Here is a 21,881-nt window from a genome sequence, read left to right as displayed (position 1 = left end):
CATGCACGCACGCATGAAAATCCTGCTGCATTCGATCATGCAGCAGGGCACATGGCGGCAGGTGGTGCGGATGAGCGTCTCGCTCGTCCTGTCCGGCATCGTTGCGGCCATGATCCATCTGGACGAACCGGTCTGGGCGCTTATCACCTCCGTCATCGTCATTACCCAGACGCGCCTGACCCAGACCCTTTCCACCGGGCGCGAACAGATTGTCGGTACCCTGATCGGGGCTGCCGCCGGTATGTCGGCCATCGCGCTTGAACAGTGGTATGGGTTTTCCCTGTTCGTGGTGTTCTGGGTGATGCTCATGCCGCTGGCCGTTCTGGTGGCGTTGCGACCCAAGATGCGGGTGGCGATCGTAACCCTGATGGTGGTGCTGCTGTTTCCATCCAGCGGCGCGCCGTTTTCGCGGCCCCTGCAACGTATCGCCTCGATCATGACCGGGGTTGTGGTGTCGTTTGCGGTCTCGTTCTTCGTCCTGCGGAACGAGGCGCGGCGCGAAGTGCTGACCAATTCCGCCAGCCTGCTGCGCAGGCTGGCCGATCTGGTTTCGTGCGCCCTGCACCAGCATCCCGATTATGATGCGCTGGCCACGGCGGATGTGATGTGCCGCACCCTGTTGCAGGACATCAACGACGGGGTGCAGGAAGCCGAGGTCGAACATCCCGGCACCCTTGCGCGGCATGACCCGCTGGTGGCCCGCCTGCCGGGACTTTTGCGTCGGGTCCGTGCGGATGCTATCTTTATCGCACGCGCGGCGGTTGAAGGTGAAACCGCCCGTACGGGTGACATGCTCGAACATGAGCGCGACATGCTGGCGCAGATACTGGGCCAGATGGCCGATCGCTGCGATGCGCTGGCGGCCAGCCGCCGTGGCCATGCCCCCGCGGATGAGGGCATGCGCGACATTGTGGACCGGCTGGAGCGTCAGGCAGGGGAACACTGGACCCCCGTCATGCGTTTTGCCCTGGGACTGTTGCACGCCGATATGCGGCTTGCCGTGTGCAATATCTGGTCTGATGGGCAGACCGACGAAAGTCCGTTCCCCCCTGCGGGAGACCCGGTTCTGGCCGAGGTTTCGTTCGGACCATCGGGCGCCAGCGTGCCGGTGAAGCGATAGGGCTGCCGCGCGAACAGACATAAACAGGAGTTCAAAAGACACCATGCTGAATGAAACAACCCTGAATCATCTTCCCGCTGGCGTGCAGGCGCCGGGTTACCAACCGGCGGAGGTGGGACGAGGGATCGTTCATTTTGGTGTTGGCAATTTCTTCCGTGCGCATGAAGCCTGGTACGTGGATAAATGTCTCGCCCTGCCGGGGCAGTCGGAATGGGGCATTGTCGGGGTGGGCCTTGGTGGCGGCGCACGCGGCGCGGCCAAGGCGAAGGCGTTTCAGGAACAGGACTGCCTGTATTCCCTGACGGATGTGACCGCCGATGGCGCGCGCAGCGTGCGCGTGATCGGGGCGTTGCGCGAATACCTGCTTGCCCCCGCCAATCCCGAAGCCGTGCTGACCCGCCTTGCCGATCCGCAGACGCGAATCGTCAGCATGACGATTACCGAAGGCGGCTACAACATCGATGAGGAAACGGGGCGCTTCCGCCTCGATACCCCTGCCGTCCGTGCCGATCTGGAAAACCCGGGCACCCCCGCCACCGTGTTCGGTTACGTGGTGGAAGCCCTGCGCCGCAGGCGGGATGCGGGGATTGCGCCGTTTACCGTGCTGTCCTGTGACAACCTGCGCAGCAACGGCCATGTCGCGCATGAGGCCTTTGTCGGGTACGCACGCGCGCTGGATGCGGATCTGGCCGCATGGATCGACGCCAACGTGACTTTCCCCTGCGCCATGGTGGATCGCATCACCCCCGGTGTCGATGACGCGACCCGCAAGGCGCTGAACAAGGGCAGCGGCCTGGATGATGAACTGCCCGTCCTGGCCGAGGATTTCAGCCAGTGGGTGCTGGAGGACAAATTCTGCAATGGCCGCCCGGCGCTGGAAAAGGTCGGTGTGGAGTTCGTGGATGACGTTGCCGGTTACGAGCAGGTGAAGGTGCGCATGCTCAATGCCGCGCATCTGCTGCTGGGTTCGGCCGGGCTGCTGCTGGGTTACCGCTACGCGCATGAAACGGTGCAGGACGCGGATCTGGAACGTCTGGTCAACGCATACTGGATGCAGGACGCCATGCCGCAGATCGATGCGCCGGAAGGTGTCGATCTGGATGCCTATCGCCAGCGTCTGCTCAGCAGGTTCTCCAATCCGTCGGTGGCTGACACGCTTCTGCGCATCTGCAGTGATGGTGCATCGAAGGTGCGTGTGTTCTGGACCGATACGGTGCGTCGTTCGCTGACCAGCGGGCGGCCGCTTGAGCGTATTGCCTTCGGCATTGCCGCCTATCTGGAAATGCTGCGCGGACATGATGAGAAGGGGCAGGCGTACAAGCCGGTCGAACCGACGCTGAATGAGAAGGATCTGGCGCTGGTTCGCGCCGATGACCTTGCCGCGGCCCTTGCCCTGCCTGCCTTTGACGGCTGGCGTGACATGGACACCACGGCGCTGGACGCAGCGGTGGTTGCAGCCCGCAAGGCCATCCGCGACAGAGGACTGCGCGCCGCGCTTCCGGTGTGATCCGGTTTTAGCCCCCGCTTATGTGCCGGGGGAAAGGGGCCTGCGCATCGGGCAGGCCTCGCTGCCATAGGTCGCGGCGATATGGGGTGGGATGTCCGCAATGGGGGTGAAGCCCAGATGCGTCCATAATCCACGCGCGGCCGGTGTCGCCATAAGTGCCAGCCAGTGCAGTCCGTGCTGGCGGGCCCGCCCTGTAACGATTTGTAATGCGTCCCGTGTCGCACCCTGCCCGCGCAGGGCGGGGAGGATGGCGATGTCATGGATGTACCAGCAATCGGGCTGTTCAGGCAGGGTATGGAGGTACGTATCCAGTGCGGGCGGGGATGCGATGCGTCCCGGATGACTCAGAACATATCCGCCCGGATTGCCGCGCGCATCGGGCAGAATCAGGCATCCGGGCGGACATAGCCTGCGGCGTTCATCCAGCACGTCGCGCCGCTCGGGGTAGTCAGGATGGAGTTGTGCCGCCACCGCGACAACGCGATCCAGATCGTCAGCCCGCATGGGCCGCCATGGGTTCGCGGGGGGTATCGTGGTCGGTCCGGTGGAGGGGATGGATGGGCACATGGGGGAAAATTCCGTTCCAGAAGAAGCCGTTTCCGGTAGAAGGGACGGATGATATAGCTGCCGGCGGGAGTACGGAAAACCATGACAAAAATGCGCCTGACAATACGGCTTGACGCAAATGGCAACCCGCTGCTGGGGCACGGCAAGATCAGGCTGCTGGAACAGATTGGCGAGACGGGGTCCATTTCCGCCGCGGCCCGGGCAATGGGCATGTCATATCGCAGGGCATGGCTGCTGGTCGAGGCGATGAACACCGCCTTCACGCATCCCCTGGTGTCTGCCCGCCCCGGTGGTGGGGGTGGTGCGGGCCTTTCGCCCGAAGGGGAAGCGGTGCTGCGCCTGTACCGGGAAATAGAGGATGCGGCCCGCGCCGCTGCCGCGGGACCGCTTGAAACATTGGCGGGCATGTGTTCATCCCCGCCGTGAAAAAGCCATAAGCTGTCACGATCACACGTATTACCGCCCCGGCTTTACCAATAAACAAGAATAGTGTGTCAGCGCGTTAAATAAGAAAAATGAACTGGAGTTCAACTCAGTGTTACGACGTGATTTCATGAAAGCGGGTACCGCCCTGTCTGCCCTGTCTCTGGTGGGTATGGGGGCGGCACGACCTGCCGGTGCGGCTGAAAGCAGTAACTTTGACTCCACCACGGTGCGTACGCTGGCGCACCAGCTTTCACAGCAGGCTTACCAGCCGCCTTCACAGACCCTGCCTGCCCCGCTGCGTAACCTGAATTTTGATCAGTACAGTTCCATGGCTTTCCGTTCGGAACAGGCATTGTGGCATGGCGAGAATCTGGGCTTCGATGTCGAGTTCTTTCCCCGTGGCTATCTGTACGCCCCCCGGATCGAAATGAACGAGGTGATTGACGGACAGTCCCGTCCCATCACCTTCAACCCGGACATGTTTACCTATAACGATCCTGCCCTGCGGGTGAGTGACGATATCGGCTTTGCGGGGCTGCGGCTGCGCGCGCCGATCAACACGCCCGGCGTCATGGAGGAATTCTGCGTCTTCCTCGGCGCATCCTATTTCCGCGCCGTGGCGAAGGGACAGAATTACGGTCTGTCGGCACGCGGCTTCGCCAATGGCACAGGCGATCCGGCGGGTGAGGAATTTGCCCTGTTCCGCGCGTTCTGGCTGGAAAAGCCCAAGGCGGGAGTGGACAGCGTGGTCGTTCATGCGCTGCTGGACAGCCCATCGCTTGCCGGTGCGTTCCGTTTTACCATCCGCCCCGGCGAGACCACGGTATTCGATGTCCAGTCCTACCTGTATCCGCGCAAGACCCTTGCGGAATCCGGGATCGCGCCGCTTACGGGCATGTTCTATTTCGATGCGAACGACCGCGCGCGCGTGGATGACTGGCGTCCCGCCGCGCATGATAGCGAGGGCCTGCTGATGTGGACGGGCAGCAGCCAGCAGTTGTGGCGGCCGCTACGCAATCCACGTGATCTGCAGTTCTCGGCCTTCAGCGATGTCAGGCCGCATGGTTTTGGCCTCATGCAGCGCAAGCGGGCCTTTACGGATTTCGAGGACGTGGCCCTGAATTACGAAAAGCGGCCTTCCCTGTGGATCGAACCGATAGGCGACTGGGGTGCCGGTGCCGTCGATCTTGTCGAGATCCCCACACCCAATGAGGTGAATGACAACATCGTCTCCTTCTGGCGTCCGCAGGATGGCCTGACCGCGGGACGGGAATACATATTCACCTATCGCATGTACTGGGGCTGGGACACGCCCTGGCCCACGCGGCTTGCCCGTATCGCGGCAACCCGCGTGGGTGAGTCGACGGATGATTCGCATACCCGTTTCTTCGATCTCGACTTTGTCGGCGCACCGTTCGACCACCTGCCCGAAAATCCGCATTTCCACCTGCAGTGTCGCACTTCGGCTGGGGAGATACGCAATGTGGTGGTCGAACCGGTTCCCCCCATCCATGGCTGGCGCAGTACGTTCGAGTTCGCGCCCGGCGATGCAAAGGTGGCTGAACTGAACTGCGTGCTGGCCGATGACAACGGCCCCGTATCGGAAGAATGGGTGTATCGATGGACGCCGTAGGGGAAGTTCCTCCGTCCGGGCCGCCGGCGGGGGCGCCGTCCACCCTTCTGCCGCAGGGCTGGGCGGCGCTGCCACCTGCGGCACCGCTGGACATGCCCGTTCATGCGCTGGCGGATGAACCGGACCTGCATGGGCGTGGTCGTGTGCCGGTCAGCCAGTGGAAGCTGATCCACCTGCGGCGTCTGCTGGTAATCGGGGGCGCCGTCGTCATGACCGGGCTTGCCGGTTATGAAATGGATCTGGTGTTCAATGCCGTGCAGCGTTCGGTTGCCGGCATGGTGATGCTGGTGCTGTTCGTCGTGCTGTTTTTATGGATCGGGCTGGCATTTACCTCGGCCATTGCCGGGTTCTGGTCGATGCTCAACCATGGTGGTCTGGGGCTGGGGATCGAGCGCACCGGGCCGCTGCCGCGCCTGTCCAGCCGCACGGCGCTGCTCATGCCCACCTATAACGAGGACCCTGGCCGGGTCATGGCGGGCCTGCGCGCCACCATCGACAGTCTGAGCGCCACATTGCAGGAACGCGCCTTTGACGTGTTCATCCTCTCCGACACCACCGATCCGGACGTATGGGTGGCGGAAGAAGCCGCCTATATGGCGCTGTGCCGTGCGACGGGGTGGGGCGGGCGGCTGTTTTACCGTCGCCGTGCCGTCAATACCGACCGCAAGGCCGGGAACATCGCGCAGTGGGTGCGCAGCTATGGCGCAGCCTACCAGCAGATGATCACGCTGGACGCCGACAGCATCATGTCAGGCGACGTGATCGTGCGGCTGACCGCCGCCATGGAGCGTAATCCCGGCGTGGGGCTGATCCAGTCCCTGCCGGTGATCGTGAACGGGCGCACCCTGTTCGCCCGCATGCAGCAGTTTGCCGGACGTGTATATGGCCCGCTGATCGCCCACGGGATCGCATGGTGGCATGGATCGGAAGGGAATTACTGGGGGCATAACGCGGTCATCCGCACCCGGGCTTTTGCCGAGCAGGCCGCACTGCCGCACCTGCCGGGCCGCAAGCCGTTTGGCGGGGCGATCATGAGCCATGATTTTGTCGAAGCCGCCCTCATGCGCCGGGGTGGCTGGGCAATCCACATGGTTCCGGCGCTACACGGATCGTATGAGGAAAGCCCGCCCTCCCTGACCGATATCGCCATCCGCGACCGGCGCTGGTGTCAGGGCAACCTGCAGCATGCCAAGGTGATATCCGCCCGGGGCCTGCACTGGATCAGCCGCATGCACATGCTCATGGGCATAGGGTCTTATGTCACGTCGCCGCTGTGGCTGGTCTTCCTGCTGGTGGGCATCGTGGTTTCGCTGCAGAACCGGTTCTACAAGCCGGAATATTTTGGGGATACCAAGCTGCTCTATCCCCACTGGCCGCATGTTGACCCGGTGCAGGCCGAATACATGTTCCTGGGTACCATGTTCGTGCTGCTGGCGCCCAAACTGCTTGCTTATGTCCTGCTGCTGCTGGACGGACCGCTGCGGCGCGGCTGTGGGGGCGCGATTGCTGCGGCCGCATCCATTGTGGCTGAAACGCTGGTGGGCGGCCTGCTGGCCCCCATCGCCATGATGATCCAGACCGGGGGCGTCCTTTCCATCCTGATGGGGCGTGATTCCGGCTGGAACGCCCAGCGGCGCGATGCGGGCGGCCTGCAGATCATGGCCAATGTGCGGCTGTACATGCTCCATACCATACTGGGTCTGGCACTGGCCGCCGCCGCATGGAGCGTCTCGCTGCCGCTGTTCCTGTGGATGCTGCCGGTCACCCTTGGGCTGGTCTGCGCCATTCCGCTGGCCGTGCTGACCGGAAGCGTTGCGGTGGGACAGGCATTCCGTCGCGTCCGCCTGCTGCTGATACCCGAAGAAACCGCACCGCCTTCGGTTCTGAGCGAGGCCGTGACCTATATGGACCAGATGGCGGGCCATCCGGTGCAGGAAGCCATTGCCGCCCTGCGGGCGCGGGCGGGGCTGCTGCGGGTGCATGAAATCATGCTGCCGCCGCCACGCCGCAAGGGCGACCCGATCAATCCGGCCCTGCTGGTCGGGCTGCTGAAACTGCGCGAGGCCCCTGATGTGGAAACGGCGGTGCGTGAACTCAACCGTGCGGAAAAATCCGCCGTTCTGGGCAATGCGGAGGGGCTGCGCCTGATCGCGCAGCTTCCCTGACGCGCCCGGACCGTGGGGCCGTCAGTCGCTTGACGTGCCCTGCGGGGCGGAAATGACTTCCTCCCCTTCATCCGAACCATCGACCGACATCACCGCATCAAGCGCATTGCACAGTTTCTTCTGGTTCGCGCTGGCGGACGAACCGGGTGCTTCGCAGAATTTGGCGGCATCGGGGACACAGGTTTCCGTCGCGTCCTCATAATCGGACGTCATCACGTCATGCGCCAGCGACAGGTTGGGGTTATGCGCGCTTTCGCCTGCTTCCTCGATAATCTTTTCCATCTTGTGCAGGTCATCGAGCTTGTCGAGGCATGCCTGACTGGCCAGATCCGGCTTGAGTCGCAGCACATCCAGCGCGCGCTGGACTTTCTGCACCGACAGGCTCTGCCCATGGGCGGGCGCGCATAGCAGCGGGGAAGAAAGCAGTAACGCGATCGGCAGTGCGGCAAGGCGTAGAGACGGGTTGATGTTCACCGTGACCGTTCCGTTTGTCCATATCCCCGGCATGGGTGATGCGGCAGGCAACGGCAGCCGCATGCGGGAGTGAGGCCCCGCCGGACAGGCGGGAGCGGGAGGAGACTATGACAGGAACCCATCCGTTATGAAAGATGGTCCAGACGCTGGGCGCATGCAAGGTCTGCGCAAAATGTGATCCAGAATCTTCTGATATAATAAGGGACAAACGGGAATTGCGTCAAAAATTTGAGAATTCCCTTACATTCATGCGGCTTTTTGAGTATAGATTGATCCCACTGAATATATTTTTTGCGCTTTGGCGGAGGTTGGAAACTATCGCATCACTGTGAAATCGTTCGAAACTGCAACGATTTTGTATATCTGTTCAATTAATGGTCTTTCTGGCGGTGAGAGATCACATAATCGTACCGGCTATTCGGCACGTTTTTGTGTTTTTTCATCAATTTGTAATGAAAGTCGTGCCACAGGGCACGTTTTCCTGCTGGATTGACGAATTCTGTCGGTGACATAGAGGGGAAAGCGCTTTTCCAGCCCGATGCGCTGCTGGTCCGGCGCTGAAATCCGCGCCACGTTTTCCCTGCTGTAACCGGCCCGGGCGCCCGCATGCCCGACCTTATGAAACTGAGGTTCCGCACTGGAGTTCCGGGCAAGGCCCGGATTGTGCGGACGCAGCCTGCATCGACGCTCCGCAATGAGGTGGAGCCCCTCATCTTCGTGTCGGCTGCCTGTGAAAGAGGAGTATCTCCCCTTGAAACAGACAGACAATCTGTCCGAATCAACGTCCTTCGCTGACCGGCTTGGCATTCCGGCACCCCTGTTCTGGGGTTTTGTCGGCCTGCTGTTCTTCATGATCGGTGATGGGGTGGAGGCCGGCTATCTGGCCCCCTATCTGGAGGGGCAGGGCATTTCATCGCGCAATACCGCGCTGCTGTTTACCATTTATGGTGTAACCGTCTCGCTGTCCTCATGGGCATCGGGGCCGCTGTCCGATCTGTGGGGCCCCAAGCGGGTCATGTGGATCGGCCTTGCCATCTGGGGCGTGTTCGAGGTCGTCTTCCTGACCTTCGGCGTGGCCGTCAACAGCTATCCCATCATGCTGGCCGCCTATACCATGCGTGGCTTTGGCTATCCGCTGTTCACCTATGGCTTCCTGGTCTGGATCGCGGCCGCGACCCCGCCGCGTCAGCTTGGCTCGGCCGCGGGCTGGTTCTGGTTCGCCTTCTCCGGCGGGCTGCCCACGCTGGGTTCGCTGTTCGCCAGCTTCTCCATTCCGCTGATTGGCGAAATGGCGACGTTCTGGTCCTCGCTGGCGCTGGTCATGTTCGGTGGCCTGCTGGCCCTGCTGATGACGCGTGAGCCCATCGGTTCCCGCCGCCTTGCCCCGGTGGGCACGAAGCCCGGCACGATCTTCTTCAGTTCGATCAGCATCCTGTGGCGTGAGCCCAAGACGTTTGTCGCCATGATCGTGCGGACCATCAACACGTCGTCCGAATATGCGTTTCTGGTCATCATGCCGGCGTTCTTCACCAAGGTGATCGGCTTCTCGCTGTCGCAGTGGCTGCAGCTTCTGTCGATCATCTTCCTGTCGAACATTCTGGTGAACCTTGTGTCCGGCATCACGGCTGACCGTCTGGGTCACCGCACCGTTGTTGCCCTGTTCGGCTGCGTGGGTGCTGCGATCACCGTGCCGCTGTTCTACTATGTGCCGCAGATGTTCCCCGGCAACTTCCCCATCGCGGCTGCCATGGGTGCGCTGTATGGCGCGACGATTGCCGCCTTCGTGCCGCTGTCCGGTCTGGTGCCGCAGATCTGCCCGAAGGAAAAGGCTGCCGCCCTGTCTGCCCTGGGTCTGGGTGCCGGTGCCAGCACATGGGTTGGTCCGGCCATTGTGACGTGGTTTGAAAGCTGGCGTGGGATCGAGGGGATCATCTGGATCTTCTCCGGCCTGTATGTTGCCTCGGCCCTGATGACGCTGGTGCTGACCGTCTCGCCCGAAGCCCGTCGTTACATTGACGCCGCTGCTGCACGCGGTGATGTGGCGGAAGAAGTGACGCTTGGTCACTGATCCATCATGAATCCTGATCCGGTCGGGTGTTCCGATACGGGTGGAAAACGGGTCTGCCGCAAGGCAGGCCCGTTTTTTATTGTCCTCAAGGTTGCAGGTGAGATGACAGGCTCAGCCTGAAATGCTGGCGTTCAGGGCGATTTTCCCGCGGGCTGGCGCAACCGGTCGTATGGACGGAAACCGGGCAATAGCCGAAGTTTCTGGTGAGGATTTTTTCAAAAAGATTCAAAAAAACACAGTCTTCTTGAAAAAAGGCGGCATCCGGAAACGCTCACCTGTCAACCGTATGTTTTCAGGCAGTGACGAACCGATGTGACGAACCGATGTGATGAACCATAGGGCGGAAATATGAGGCGACAGGGCATGAAAAAGGCCGGTCCCCATGGGGCCGGCCTTTTTCCTGTCTGTTCAGATGCTGCGTTCAGGCCGCCTGCGCGGGCTGCGCGGCCGGTCCGTGCCGCCGGGGCGGGGGGTATTGCGCTGTTCCCCGGTCTTTAGCGCCGGGGCTGCGCTGATTTCGCTTTCAAGCTGGCGGATGCGTTTCTGCACGCTTTCGCGCAGGGCGGGCGATGTATGCGATTTCATGGAAGCCAGCGTTTCGCGCAGGTCGCGCAGTTGCTTCTGCTTTTCAGGAAGCGTGCGACGGATCGGCTGGTTGTCGGACATCTGTCCGTGGAATGCGCGCATGATCAGGTATCCTGTGGACCTCGGGTCCAGGAAATGAGTTGTTAACCATATGTGGAAAGGTGGACAGCACGTACTGACCCGTAGCCCGCCTGTGGGCGGGGCAGCGGGTGCAGTGTGTGATGAACCGGGGGCTAGCCCCCGTTCTGCGCAAGCACGTCGGCCAGTCCTGTTACCAGGGCATCGCATTCGGCGTCGGTGCCGATGCTGATGCGCAGCCATTGTGCGATACGCGGGGTCCGGAAATGACGCACGATGATCGCCCGTTCCCTCAGGGCAGACGCCAGATATGCCGCATCACGGTCCGGGTGCCGGGCAAATATGAAATTTGCCTGCGACGGCAGAACCTCAAACCCCATCTTTCCCAGGCTGTCGGTCAGCCTGTTGCGTGAGCTTATGATCTTCCCGGTGGTTTTTGCAAGCCATTCCCTGTCCTCGATCGCGGCAATGGCGCCCACCTGCGCCAGACGGTCCAGCGGATAGGAATTGAAGCTGTCCTTTATGCGGGTCAGGGCGGCAACCAGATCAGGCTGGCCAATGGCATAACCCACGCGCAGCCCGGCGAGTGCGCTGGATTTGGACAGCGTGCGCACCACCAGCAGGTTTGGATACTGCGTAACCAGCGAAATCGCCGTCTGCGCGCCAAAATCGACATAGGCTTCATCAACCACCACCACCGCATCGGGGTGTTCATCCAGCAGGACGCGGATACGGGACAGGTCAAGCGCTATGCCGGTGGGGGCGTTGGGGTTGGGAATGATGATGCCGCCGCACGGCCTGCGGTAATCGGTGATGTCGATGCGCATCGCCTCATCCAGCGGCACCGTCTCGTGCCGGATGCCGTACAGGCCGCAATAGACGGGGTAGAAGCTGTACGTGATGTCGGGGAAAAGCAGCGGGTTTTCGTGGTTGAGCAGCCCCTGGAAGGCGTGGGCCAGCACTTCGTCCGAGCCATTGCCGACAAATACATGATCGGTTGGTACGCCATGGTCCTGCGCGATCGTGGCGCACAGCGCCTGCGCGGTCGGGTCGGGGTAAAGGCGCAGCGTGTCGTCCACCGCCGCTTTCAGCGCCACGATGACCTTCGGCGACGGGCCGTACGGGCATTCATTGGTGTTCAGCTTGATCAGGTTGGCCAGTCTGGGCTGCTCCCCCGGTACATACGGGGTCAGGGTGTGGACGACAGGGCTCCAGAAACGGCTCATCAGGGGAAATTCCAGATCAACAGGGGCAAAAAAATATGCGCCACCATAACGCGATATGGCGGCGCATAAAGGGGGAAAGGCGTAGGGATCAGGCCTGCGTGGCGGCAGCATCCGGGGCGCGGTTCATCGCCGCCAGCAGGGCCGTCTTGCCCTGCCGTGTTGCGAAGATGCGCGCGCTGATTCCCTCCCCGTCCCGCAGGTCGGGATTGGCGCCGTGTTCAAGCAGGAAGGGGACCATGGAATCGCGGTTGAACATCACCGCGAAGATCAGCGGCGTGCGCCCCACAAAATTGGGTATGTCGATGCCCGCGCCATATTCCACGAGTACCCGGGCGCAGGGCAGGTCGCCCTTGAAGGCGACGCCAGCCAGCGCGGTCGCCCCCTTGTCATCCTGCAGGTCTGGGGCAGCGCCACCGGCCAGCAGGGCGCGCACGGTTTCGGCATGGCCGTTATAGGCGGCCAGGATCAGGGCCGTGTAGCCTTTGTCGTTGCGTGTATCGGGGTTTATGCCCGCGGAAAGGAATTCGTTTACAAGATCCGTCTGCCCGTCGCGCGCGGCGGACAGGAACAGGGCCTCGATTTCCGCGGTGCTGAAGGATTCGGGTGCGGCGGCAGGGGTGTCGCTGGCGGTTGTATTGCTCATATGCCTGTCTCGCTGGTCGGTTTGCGGAAAACGGGGGGCCGTTCCGCCTGGAGCCGGTGCATCATAGGATGGTTCGGCTGAAAAGAACATCGGGCAATCATGCCCGCTCGGGTGGGGACCATGTCATGTTGCGGCATTCCCCATGCTGTAGCACGCCCATGGTATCGGGCGGCAGGCCCCTGTCACGCAGGGCCTGCGCCAGACGGTGGACCGGCTCATCCATCGGTTCGTCGGTCAGGCGGAAAGTGCCGAAATGCATGCCGATTCCCCGTCCGGCTTCCAGTTCGTGCAGGCCGGATACGGCTTCCTCGGGCGTGGCATGCACGCTGGCCATGAGCGCGCGCGGAGCATAGGCCCCGATGGGCAGCAGCGCGATATCGGGCACGCCCAGCCGTTCCCGGATCAGCGCCCAGTGGCGGCCATGCGCCGTATCCCCGGCGAAGAAGAGCTGGTGGCCAGTTTCGTCGCGCAGCATGAACCCGCCCCACAGACTTTTGTTGTGATCAAAAGGCGTGCGGGCCGCGCCATGCACGGCAGGCGTGCAGGTGATCTGCACGCCCGCACTGCTGACAGCCTGCCACCAGTCCAGTTCCATGATGCGTCGCAGGCCGGTCTTACGCAGGAAACGGGCGTTTTGTAGCGGTGTGATGACCAGCGGATCGTCGCCCCGGCGTGCCAGCGCGCGTAGGCTGGGCAGGTCCATGTGGTCGTAATGGGCGTGTGAGACCAGCATGATGTCCACCTTCGGCAGATCCGCAAGCTGGCGTCCCGGCGCGCGCACGCGTCGTGGCCCCATGAAGGACAGCGGGGAACAACGTTGTGAGAAGATCGGGTCCGTCAGGATGGTCGTTATCGTCCCGTCGGGACGGGGCATCCGGATCAGGAAGGTGCTGTGTCCGATAAATGTTAGTTGTACGCCGCCGTGTGGCACACCAGCATGCGGGTCGCCCGTGGGGTGGGGATTTTCGATCCATGAAGGCCAGTCCGATTTCGGCCGGTTCCACTGCCATTTCAGGATGGAAAGTGGCCGGATACGGCTGCTTCCGGCGGTTTCGCGGCGAAGGTAAGGCGGGTTGAAAAAGCGTGTTCCGTCCGTGTGATCGCTGTGGGGCAGCGGCTTCATGCGCGATCTCCATGGTGCCTGCGCGTTCTGGATGGACAGGAGAAAGGGGCCGCGCCGTCGTGTCAAATCCGGCCCCGCTGGCGGCCCCGTGCAACCCGATAACCGACCATACGCTGGTACTACCGGGAAGCAGGGCAGGGGATACCGGGACGAATGGCGCTGGTAACGGCTTGATGAGATGGCTTGTTCCGGCCCCAAGGTCGTGAGAAGGTGCGTGCCGTCAAGAGCCTTTTGGCCCCGTGTCCCCCATTCTGTGGCCTGCGGGCGACAGGCTGCGGGTGGTTGCGGAAAGAAGAGCAAGAAAGGTTGTCCGGCCCCCTGTGTCCTGCCCGGCCTGACCCGGATATCAACCATGGCTGTAAGGAGGCCGGTTTTTATGCGTTCCGTGTTTACATCTCCCCCGATGGCACCAGAAGGAGGCGGCAGCATGCCTGCCAATATCGATACGCTGTGCATCAATACGATTCGCACGCTGTCCATGGACGCGGTGCAGAAGGCGAATTCCGGCCATCCCGGCACAGCCATGGCGCTCGCCCCCGTTGGTTATACGCTGTGGCGCGACGTGCTGAACTATGATCCCGCCGAACCGCTATGGCCCAACCGCGACCGTTTCGTACTGTCGATCGGGCACGCGTCGATGCTGCTGTATTCGCTGATCTACCTTGCCGGTATCCGCGACGTGCGTCCGGGGAAGGCGCCGGGCAACGGCCCGGCCCTGACGCTGGAAGACCTTGAGCAGTTCCGCCAGCTCGACTCGCTCACCCCCGGTCATCCGGAATATCACCATACCGCCGGTGTCGAGACCACGACCGGCCCGCTGGGTCAGGGCTGCGGCAACTCCGTCGGCATGGCGATTGCGGAAAAATGGCTGGCCGAACGCTATAACCGCCCCGGCTTTAAGCTGTTTGACCATCACATCTACACATTGTGCGGTGATGGCGACAACATGGAAGGCGTAGCCAGCGAGGCCGCATCCATTGCGGGCCATCTGAAGCTTGGCAACCTGACATGGATCTATGACAGCAACCGCATTTCCATCGAAGGCTCGACCGACCTCGCCTTCACCGAAAGCGTGCACAAGCGCTACGAAGCCTATGGCTGGCACGTCCTTGAACTGAAGGACGCCAACGATACGGGTGACTTCCGCCGCCTGCTGGCGGAAGCCAAGGCCGAAACGTCGCGCCCCACGCTGATCATCGTCCATTCCATCATCGGCTGGGGTGCGCCGCACCTTGCCGGCACGGCGGAAGCCCACGGCGCGCCGCTGGGCGTGGAAGAAATCCGCGAGACCAAGAAATTCTACGGCTGGCCGGAAGACAGGAACTTCTATGTGCCCGACGGGGTCGAAGCGCATTTCCAGCAGGGGATCGCAACGCGCGGCGCCGCCGCAAGCAAGGCATGGAACGAACTGTTCGCGGCCTATCGCGCCCGGTATCCCGATGAAGCCGTACAGCTTGACCACATCTTCGCGGGCACCCTGCCCGAAGGGTGGGACAGGGACATCCCGGTATTCGACACGGATGCGAAGGGTGTGGCTTCGCGCGCAAGCTCGGGCAAGGTGCTCAATGCGGTTGCGAAGAACTATCCGTGGCTGATCGGTGGTTCGGCGGATCTGTCGCCTTCCACCAAGACGCACCTGACCTTTGACGGCGCGGGCGATTTCCAGCCGCCGCAATGGGGCGGGTCCTATGGCGGGCGCAACCTGCATTTCGGCGTGCGTGAACATGCCATGGGGTCGATCAGCAATGGTATCGCCCTGTATGGCATCCATGCCTACTGCTCGGGCTTCCTGATCTTTTCCGATTACATGAAGCCGCCCATCCGCCTGTCGTCGCTGATGAAGCTGCCGGTCACCTATATCTTCACGCATGATTCGATCGGTGTGGGGGAAGATGGCCCGACCCACCAGCCCATCGAGCAGCTTGCCCAGCTTCGCGCCACACCGGGCGTGACCGTGCTGCGCCCCGGCGATGCGAACGAAGTGGCGGAGGCGTGGCGCACGCTGATCCAGATCCGCGACCGGCCCAGCGTGCTGGCGCTGAGCCGCCAGAACCTGCCAACCATCTGCCGCAAGACCTATGCGCCGGCAACAGGTCTGGCAAAAGGCGCCTATATCCTTGCGGATAGCGAGGGGCGTCCCGATGTGATCCTTATGGCCACGGGCAGCGAAGTCGGACTGATCATCAAGGCGGCGGAAAAACTGAAGGCGGACGGGATCAAGGTACGCCTTGTCTCCATGCCGTCATGGGACCTGTTCGAGGCCCAGCCCAAATCCTATCGCGACAGTGTGCTGCCGCCGGATGTCACCGCGCGCGTGGCGGTGGAAATGGCGGCACAGCTTGGATGGGACCGTTACACCGGCCTTGCGGGTGAGACGATCGTCATGCACGGCTTCGGGGCATCCGCCCCGGCGGAAAAGCTGGAAGTCAAGTTCGGCTTCACGGTGGAGGCCGTCGTGGCCGCCGCCCGCAGGCAGGCCGGAAAATAGAGGATACGACGAAAGCAGGCAGGACCCTTGGTCCTGCCTGCACTGTTTCTGAGGAACTGGTAAGGCGACAGGAAATCTTTCGCGTCGCTGGAAGATAAAGGAAGCACAGCCATGACTGCGCGTGAATCTGGTGGGGAAAATCCGCTAAAGGAACTGGCCCGGTATGATCAGTCCCCCTGGCTGGATTTCATCCAGCGTTCCTATACTGAGAATGGCAGCCTGAAAAAACTGGTGGAAGAAGACGGGCTGAAGGGCGTGACCTCCAACCCGGCCATTTTCCAGAAGGCGATGGGTCAGGGCACGGATTACGATGCGCAGATCCGCTCGGTGCTGGAACACCGGATTGTCGATGCGGGCACGCTGTATGAACTGCTGGCCATTGATGACATCCGCGCGGCGGCGAAGGTGCTCTATCCCGTCTATGAACAGACGAAGGGCGTGGACGGTTATGTCAGCCTTGAGGTCTCGCCCTATCTGGCGCGCGATACCGAAGGCACGCTGCATGAGGCCCTGCGCCTGTGGAAAGCGGTTGATGCCCGCAACCTCATGATCAAGATTCCCGGCACTGACGAAGGCGTTCCCGCCGTAAAGGCCGCCATCGCGCAGGGTCTGAGCATCAACGTCACCCTGCTGTTCTCGATCGATGCCTACAAAAAAGTGCTGGAAGCCTATATCGCCGGGCTGGAAGAACGCCTCGCCCGTGGCGAGAGCGTGAAGGGCATCGCCAGCGTCGCCTCCTTCTTCGTCAGCCGTATCGATGTGAAGATCGACAAGGAAATCGATACCCGCGTCGGCGCAGGCGACAGGGAAGCGGCCAGCCTGAAGGCGCTGCGCGGCAAGGTCGCCATCGCCAACGCCAAGATGGCCTATGAATACTGGAAGGAAGTGACGGCAAGCCCGCGCTGGAAGAAGCTGGCCGATGCCGGTGCCCATCCGCAGCGCCTGCTGTGGGCCAGCACCGGTACGAAGGACAAGTCCTTCAGCGACGTGCTGTATGTCGATGGCCTGATCGGGCCGGAGACGGTCAACACCATCCCGCCTGCCACGTTCGATGCCTTCCGTGACCACGGCAAGGTGGCTGAAACCCTGACGCAGGATGTGGCTGGCGCGCGTAAGGTGCTGGCGGAAGCTGAACGTCTGGGCCTTGACCTCGATGGCGTGACCACGACGCTGGTTGATGAAGGTGTCGCCTCCTTCGCGGATGCGTTTGACGACCTGCTGGGGTCGGTCGCGGCCAAACAGGCGGCATTCCTTGGCAAGAAGGTTACGTCCACGGCACTGAAGCTGCCTGCCGATCTGCACAAGGCCGTTGATGCGGAACTGGAGGAATGGCGCAAGGCGGGCAAGGTGCGTCGCCTGTGGAACCGGGACGCAACACTGTGGACCGGTCAGGATGAGGCAAGCTGGCTGAAATGGCTGGACATCACCGATGACCAGATTGCAGCCCTGTCGAAGTTCGAGGAATTCCAGGCGGAAGTGAAAGCACGCGGTTTCCGCGATGCGCTGCTGCTGGGCATGGGTGGTTCCAGCCTTGGCCCGGAAGTGCTGGCCCAGACATTCGGCAAGCATGAAGGCTTCCCGCACCTGTATGTCCTCGACAGCACGGACCCGCAGCAGATCCGTGATTTCGAAAAAAAGATCGATATTTCCAAGACCCTGTTCATCGTCTCGTCCAAGTCGGGCGGCACGCTGGAGCCGAACATCCTCAAGGCCTATTTCTTCGATGAAGCGAAGAAGGTTCTGGGGGACAGGGCCGGATCTCACTTCGTTGCCGTGACCGATCCCGGATCGCACATGGAAGACGTGGCGAAGAAGGACGGTTTCTGGAAAATCTTCTATGGCGAAAAGCAGATCGGGGGCCGGTATTCCGTGCTGTCCGATTTCGGGCTGGTGCCCGCCGCCATCGCTGGTCTGCCGCTCAGGCTGCTGCTGGAATCTGCCCTGTATGGCGAAAAGTCATGCGCCGCTTCCGTCCCGCCCGCGCGCAATGCCGGTGTGGTGCTGGGCAGCGTGCTGGGTGTGGCCGCGCGCGATTTCGGGCGCGACAAGGTGACCATCATCGCATCCCCCGGCATTTACGACATGGGGGCATGGCTGGAGCAGTTGCTGGCGGAATCGACGGGCAAGGAAGGCCGCGGCCTGATCCCCATCGATGACGAGACCATCGGCAGGCCCGACGTGTATGGCAAGGACCGGGTCTTCATTTACCTGCGTCTGGCTGAAGATCCCTGCCCGAAGCAGGATGCGGCCTTCGCGGCGCTGGCCGAAGCGGGTGAGCCGGTCGTGACCATCGAACTGCATGAACGCCGTCAGGTGCTGGAAGAGTTCTTCCGCTGGGAATTCGCGACCGCTGTCGCGGGTTCGATCATCGGGATCAACGCCTTCAACCAGCCCGATGTCGAGGCGTCGAAGATCGAAACCAAGAAGATCACCACCGCCTATAACGAAACCGGCAAGCTGCCGCCGTACGAGCCGTTTGCGAAGGATGGCCCGTTTGCCTTCTATGCCGATCCGAAAAACGCGGCGGCGCTGAAGGGCGGTACGTCGGCGGATGCGATCCTGAAGGCCCATTTCGCCCGTGCGAAGGCGGGTGATTACGTGGCCCTGCTGGCCTATATCGACCGTGATACCGCAACGCGGGAATGGATACAGACGGTCCGCCTTGGCCTGCGCGATGCGCTGAAGGTGGCGACGGCGGCGGAATTCGGTCCCCGTTTCCAGCATTCGACCGGACAGGCCTACAAGGGGGGCCCCGACACCGGCGTATTCCTGCAGATCACATGCGATGACGCCGTAAACCTGCCCGTGCCGGGTGAGAAATACACTTTCGGCATCGTGAAGGAGGCGCAGGCCCGTGGTGACATGGAAGTACTGGCCGAACGGGGGCGTCGCGTGCTGCGCGTCCATATCCATGGCGATCTGAAATCAGGGCTTGAGAAACTGGCCCAGGATATCGCCCGCGCGGTGTAATCCACATTTACGGACCCGTCCCTCCCCCGGAGGGGCGGGTTTTTGATAACGGTCATTGGGAAATGGTCACGAAGGCGGTAGGCATACAGCCTTAACCCCATCTTCAGGAGTGTTTGATTATGCAAATCGGTATTGTTGGTCTTGGCAAGATGGGCGGCAATATTTCCATCCGCCTGACACGCCACGGTCATGATGTGGTGGCCTATGATCGCGATTCCGCCGTTACCGCGAAAGTGTGCGAACAGGCCGAAGCCGGTCGCGCCACCCCGGCCACCGGCCTCAAGGACATGGTTGGCAAGCTGTCAGGCCGCAAGGTGATCTGGCTCATGCTGCCCGCAGGCGAGGTGACGGAACAGGCGGTACAGGAACTCGGTACGCTGATGGGACCGGGTGACATCGTGATCGACGGTGGCAACTCCTTCTACAAGGACGATATCCGCCGCGCCGCTGAACTGGTGAAGAAAGGCATTGATTACATCGATGTCGGCACATCCGGTGGCGTGTGGGGGCTGGAGCGTGGCTACTGCATGATGTACGGCGGCACCAAGGCCGCGACCGATTACATCGATCCCATCCTGTCCGCCCTGGCACCGGGCATTGGCGACATTGCGCGCACGCCGGGCCGCGACGGCAAGGATGGCTTTGATCCCCGTGCGGAGCAGGGCTACCTGCACTGTGGTCCCGCCGGTTCGGGCCACTTCGTGAAGATGGTCCATAACGGCATCGAATACGGCATCATGCAGGCCTTCGCGGAAGGGTTTGACGTGATGAAGTCCAAGAACTCCACCGACCTGCCCGAAGAACAGCGCTTTGATCTGAACATGGCGGACATTGCCGAAGTCTGGCGTCGCGGCAGCGTGGTGTCGTCGTGGCTGCTCGACCTTTCGGCCAGCGCGCTGGCGGGCAACCCGGACCTGTCCAACTACAAGGGTGACGTTGCCGATTCGGGCGAGGGCCGCTGGACCATCGAAGCCGCGATTGAGGAAGCCGTGCCGGTTCCCGTCATCACGGCATCGCTGTTCACGCGTTTCCGTTCGCGCACGGGCAACAACTTTGCCGAAAAGATGCTGTCGGCCATGCGCTTCGGCTTTGGCGGTCACATCGAAGGCACCAATAACTGACCCTGTTCCCGGTCGGTAACTGACCGGGTCCGCCCGGATACATCCGTATCCGGGCCCCCCGGCTGTTTCAGAACACAAGACAGCAATCAAATGACTGCGCCCGGAACAGCCGGAGGAGGAACACAGGCGGAAAACAGTTCAGGAACAGTATTGCAATGGAAAATATCATCGCATCTGCGGTCTCGCAGGTAGACGACGCCGGACGGGAAAATGCCCCCCGACGCAGTCCGCCGGGGTCGTTTGTCATTTTTGGTGGCGGCGGCGACCTGACGCACCGCCTCCTGCTGCCCGCCATTTACAATCTTGCCTGCGCCGACCTGCTGGATGACGGTTTCAGTGTCATCGCGGTTGACCGTGCGGATCTGACCGATGCGCAGCTACGCCAGAACATGCACGCCGCACTGGAAGATTTCGTCGCCCGTCGCGGGGCGGAAGCCGTAGCCCTGCGTAATGACGTATGGACCTGGCTGGAGCCGCGCATAAGCTACGTGCGGGGCGATTTTGAAACCGAACAGACCTATCAGGATATTGCCGTCGCCATAGGTGAGCGGAACTGCATTTTCTACCTTGCCGTTGCCGCGCGTTTCTTCGGACCCATCGTGGACCGGCTGGGTGAAGCCGGGCTGGTGACCGAAGGCCGCAACACATTCCGCCGCGTGGTGGTGGAAAAGCCGTTCGGCCATGACCTGCCATCGGCGATTGCGCTCAATACACGACTGCTCAACACCCTTGACGAGCAGCAGATCTATCGTATCGACCATTATCTGGGCAAGGAAACGGTCCAGAACATCCTTGCGCTGCGTTTTTCCAACGGGTTTTTCGAACCCTTATGGAACCGCCAGAACATCGATCACGTACAGATCACCGCCGCCGAAACGGTGGGCGTGGAACAGCGTGCGAAATTCTATGAAGGTACGGGTGCCGTGCGTGACATGGTGCCCAACCATGTCATGCAGCTTCTGGCCATGACGGCGATGGAAGCCCCGATTTCGTTCGACGCCGATGCGGTGCGCAACGAGAAGACCAAGGTACTCGACGCCATCCACACCCTGGCGCCCGGGGATGTGGTGCGCGGGCAGTACGCGGCTGGTGTCGTGGGCGGCAAGGATGTGCCCGGCTACCGGCAGGAACCGGGGGTCGATCCCCATTCCCTGACCGAGACATACGCGGCCATGAAGTTCCAGATCGATAACTGGCGCTGGGCCGGGGTGCCGTTTTACGTGCGCACGGGCAAACGGCTGGCGGCACGCAAGACGGAAATCGCAATCCACTTCAAATCCGCGCCCTATGCCCTGTTCCGCGATACGCCGGTGGAAAGCCTGACCCCCAACATCATGGTCATCCATATCCAGCCGACCGAAGGGGTAACGCTGCAGTTTTCAGCCAAGATTCCCGGTCCTGCCGTCAGGCTGGGCGGTGTGCGCATGAAGTTCGACTATGCCGAATGGTTCAGCGAAGGGCCAAGCACCGGATATGAAACCCTGATCTATGACTGCATGATCGGGGATGCGACCCTGTTCCAGCGCGCGGACAATATCGAAGCCGGATGGCGGGCCGTGCAGCCGATACTGGACTGGGGGCAGGACGGGCGGACACTGGCCCCCTATGCCGCGGGCAGCGAAGGGCCCGCCGCAGCCGATGCCCTGCTGGCCCGCGACAACCGCCACTGGCTGAAGATCGGATAATC

General features: G+C 62.0%; 17 protein-coding genes. 11 read left to right on the top strand and 6 right to left on the bottom strand.

Annotation, left to right across the window (positions count from 1 at the left end; translation table 11 throughout):
• Window position 1 precedes the first annotated feature (1 nt).
• Window positions 2–1,120, top strand: a complete 1,119-nt coding sequence (locus CFR79_RS07895; protein ID WP_110547512.1) for an FUSC family protein — start codon at window positions 2–4, stop codon at window positions 1,118–1,120.
• Window positions 1,121–1,163: 43 nt separating this feature from the next.
• Window positions 1,164–2,627, top strand: coding sequence for a mannitol dehydrogenase family protein (locus CFR79_RS07890; protein WP_110547511.1), 1,464 nt, complete (start codon window positions 1,164–1,166; stop codon window positions 2,625–2,627).
• 18 nt (window positions 2,628–2,645) lie between these two features.
• Here the strand turns inward: CFR79_RS07890 and CFR79_RS07885 are convergent, their stop codons facing one another.
• A complete protein-coding gene (locus CFR79_RS07885; protein ID WP_258373465.1) occupies window positions 2,646–3,194 on the bottom strand; it encodes a GNAT family N-acetyltransferase in 549 nt (182 codons plus the stop codon).
• 81 nt (window positions 3,195–3,275) lie between these two features.
• On the opposite strand from CFR79_RS07885, the gene CFR79_RS07880 reads away from it, so the two are divergent.
• From CFR79_RS07880 to mdoH, 3 genes are all read left to right on the top strand, one after another.
• The gene (locus tag CFR79_RS07880; RefSeq protein ID WP_110547510.1) at window positions 3,276–3,620 is read left to right on the top strand and encodes a winged helix-turn-helix domain-containing protein; all 345 of its coding nucleotides are present in this window, start codon (window positions 3,276–3,278) and stop codon (window positions 3,618–3,620) included.
• Between the two features lie 127 nt (window positions 3,621–3,747).
• A complete protein-coding gene (locus CFR79_RS07875) occupies window positions 3,748–5,253 on the top strand; it encodes a glucan biosynthesis protein (protein ID WP_110547509.1) in 1,506 nt (501 codons plus the stop codon).
• Complete coding sequence (mdoH, locus tag CFR79_RS07870; protein ID WP_110547508.1) at window positions 5,241–7,418, top strand: glucans biosynthesis glucosyltransferase MdoH; 2,178 nt, start codon at window positions 5,241–5,243, stop codon at window positions 7,416–7,418. The genes CFR79_RS07875 and mdoH overlap by 13 nt, the downstream gene beginning before the upstream one ends.
• 21 nt (window positions 7,419–7,439) lie before the next feature.
• On the opposite strand, the gene CFR79_RS07865 is transcribed toward mdoH, so the two are convergent.
• Window positions 7,440–7,892, bottom strand: coding sequence for a hypothetical protein (locus CFR79_RS07865; protein WP_110547536.1), 453 nt, complete (start codon window positions 7,890–7,892; stop codon window positions 7,440–7,442).
• Window positions 7,893–8,643: 751 nt separating this feature from the next.
• On the opposite strand from CFR79_RS07865, the gene CFR79_RS07860 reads away from it, so the two are divergent.
• Both CFR79_RS07860 and CFR79_RS15645 read left to right on the top strand, forming a co-directional pair.
• Window positions 8,644–9,960, top strand: a complete 1,317-nt coding sequence (locus CFR79_RS07860; RefSeq protein ID WP_102325171.1) for an MFS transporter — start codon at window positions 8,644–8,646, stop codon at window positions 9,958–9,960.
• Window positions 9,961–10,081: 121 nt separating this feature from the next.
• Window positions 10,082–10,276 (top strand): hypothetical protein, encoded by a 195-nt coding sequence (locus CFR79_RS15645; RefSeq protein WP_146220123.1) that lies wholly within the window; start codon window positions 10,082–10,084, stop codon window positions 10,274–10,276.
• Window positions 10,277–10,368: 92 nt separating this feature from the next.
• On the opposite strand, the gene CFR79_RS07855 is transcribed toward CFR79_RS15645, so the two are convergent.
• From CFR79_RS07855 to CFR79_RS07840, 4 genes are all read right to left on the bottom strand, one after another.
• Window positions 10,369–10,647 (bottom strand): mitochondrial import receptor subunit TOM20, encoded by a 279-nt coding sequence (locus tag CFR79_RS07855; protein ID WP_102325172.1) that lies wholly within the window; start codon window positions 10,645–10,647, stop codon window positions 10,369–10,371.
• Between the two features lie 131 nt (window positions 10,648–10,778).
• Window positions 10,779–11,849, bottom strand: a complete 1,071-nt coding sequence (hisC, locus tag CFR79_RS07850; RefSeq protein WP_110547535.1) for a histidinol-phosphate transaminase — start codon at window positions 11,847–11,849, stop codon at window positions 10,779–10,781.
• A gap of 88 nt (window positions 11,850–11,937) precedes the next feature.
• Complete coding sequence (locus tag CFR79_RS07845) at window positions 11,938–12,492, bottom strand: ankyrin repeat domain-containing protein (protein WP_102325307.1); 555 nt, start codon at window positions 12,490–12,492, stop codon at window positions 11,938–11,940.
• 97 nt (window positions 12,493–12,589) lie between these two features.
• Window positions 12,590–13,615 (bottom strand): MBL fold metallo-hydrolase, encoded by a 1,026-nt coding sequence (locus CFR79_RS07840; RefSeq protein ID WP_110547507.1) that lies wholly within the window; start codon window positions 13,613–13,615, stop codon window positions 12,590–12,592.
• A gap of 376 nt (window positions 13,616–13,991) precedes the next feature.
• Here CFR79_RS07840 and tkt point away from each other — a divergent pair, with 376 nt between their 5' ends.
• The 4 genes from tkt to zwf all read left to right on the top strand — a co-directional run bounded on the left by tkt (window position 13,992) and on the right by zwf (window position 21,879).
• Window positions 13,992–16,103, top strand: coding sequence for a transketolase (gene tkt / locus CFR79_RS07835; RefSeq protein ID WP_110547506.1), 2,112 nt, complete (start codon window positions 13,992–13,994; stop codon window positions 16,101–16,103).
• Window positions 16,104–16,214: 111 nt separating this feature from the next.
• Window positions 16,215–19,073 carry a bifunctional transaldolase/phosoglucose isomerase gene (locus CFR79_RS07830; protein ID WP_110547505.1) on the top strand — a complete coding sequence of 953 codons (2,859 nt, stop codon included), beginning with the start codon at window positions 16,215–16,217 and terminating at the stop codon, window positions 19,071–19,073.
• A gap of 119 nt (window positions 19,074–19,192) precedes the next feature.
• Window positions 19,193–20,194, top strand: coding sequence for a phosphogluconate dehydrogenase (NAD(+)-dependent, decarboxylating) (gnd, locus tag CFR79_RS07825; protein WP_102325176.1), 1,002 nt, complete (start codon window positions 19,193–19,195; stop codon window positions 20,192–20,194).
• Window positions 20,195–20,349: 155 nt separating this feature from the next.
• Window positions 20,350–21,879 (top strand): glucose-6-phosphate dehydrogenase, encoded by a 1,530-nt coding sequence (zwf, locus tag CFR79_RS07820; protein WP_110547504.1) that lies wholly within the window; start codon window positions 20,350–20,352, stop codon window positions 21,877–21,879.
• The last annotated feature ends 2 nt before the right edge of the window (window positions 21,880–21,881 follow it).

This window comes from Komagataeibacter saccharivorans (assembly GCF_003207825.1).
Taxonomy (GTDB): domain Bacteria; phylum Pseudomonadota; class Alphaproteobacteria; order Acetobacterales; family Acetobacteraceae; genus Komagataeibacter; species Komagataeibacter saccharivorans.
Note: the sequence above shows the minus strand (reverse complement) of the source record. Positions and strands in the feature narration are given on the sequence as shown.

Coding starts and splice junctions, on each gene's coding strand:
- CFR79_RS07880 (WP_110547510.1), top strand. CDS start 3,276: ATGACAAAAATGCGCCTGACAATACGGCTTGACGCAAATGGCAACCCG.
- CFR79_RS07890 (WP_110547511.1), top strand. CDS start 1,164: ATGCTGAATGAAACAACCCTGAATCATCTTCCCGCTGGCGTGCAGGCG.
- tkt (WP_110547506.1), top strand. CDS start 13,992: ATGCGTTCCGTGTTTACATCTCCCCCGATGGCACCAGAAGGAGGCGGC.
- CFR79_RS07840 (WP_110547507.1), bottom strand. CDS start 13,615: ATGAAGCCGCTGCCCCACAGCGATCACACGGACGGAACACGCTTTTTC.
- CFR79_RS07895 (WP_110547512.1), top strand. CDS start 2: ATGCACGCACGCATGAAAATCCTGCTGCATTCGATCATGCAGCAGGGC.
- mdoH (WP_110547508.1), top strand. CDS start 5,241: ATGGACGCCGTAGGGGAAGTTCCTCCGTCCGGGCCGCCGGCGGGGGCG.
- CFR79_RS07845 (WP_102325307.1), bottom strand. CDS start 12,492: ATGAGCAATACAACCGCCAGCGACACCCCTGCCGCCGCACCCGAATCC.
- CFR79_RS15645 (WP_146220123.1), top strand. CDS start 10,082: ATGCTGGCGTTCAGGGCGATTTTCCCGCGGGCTGGCGCAACCGGTCGT.
- hisC (WP_110547535.1), bottom strand. CDS start 11,849: ATGAGCCGTTTCTGGAGCCCTGTCGTCCACACCCTGACCCCGTATGTA.
- CFR79_RS07875 (WP_110547509.1), top strand. CDS start 3,748: ATGAAAGCGGGTACCGCCCTGTCTGCCCTGTCTCTGGTGGGTATGGGG.
- CFR79_RS07830 (WP_110547505.1), top strand. CDS start 16,215: ATGACTGCGCGTGAATCTGGTGGGGAAAATCCGCTAAAGGAACTGGCC.
- zwf (WP_110547504.1), top strand. CDS start 20,350: ATGGAAAATATCATCGCATCTGCGGTCTCGCAGGTAGACGACGCCGGA.
- CFR79_RS07855 (WP_102325172.1), bottom strand. CDS start 10,647: ATGCGCGCATTCCACGGACAGATGTCCGACAACCAGCCGATCCGTCGC.
- CFR79_RS07885 (WP_258373465.1), bottom strand. CDS start 3,194: ATGTGCCCATCCATCCCCTCCACCGGACCGACCACGATACCCCCCGCG.
- gnd (WP_102325176.1), top strand. CDS start 19,193: ATGCAAATCGGTATTGTTGGTCTTGGCAAGATGGGCGGCAATATTTCC.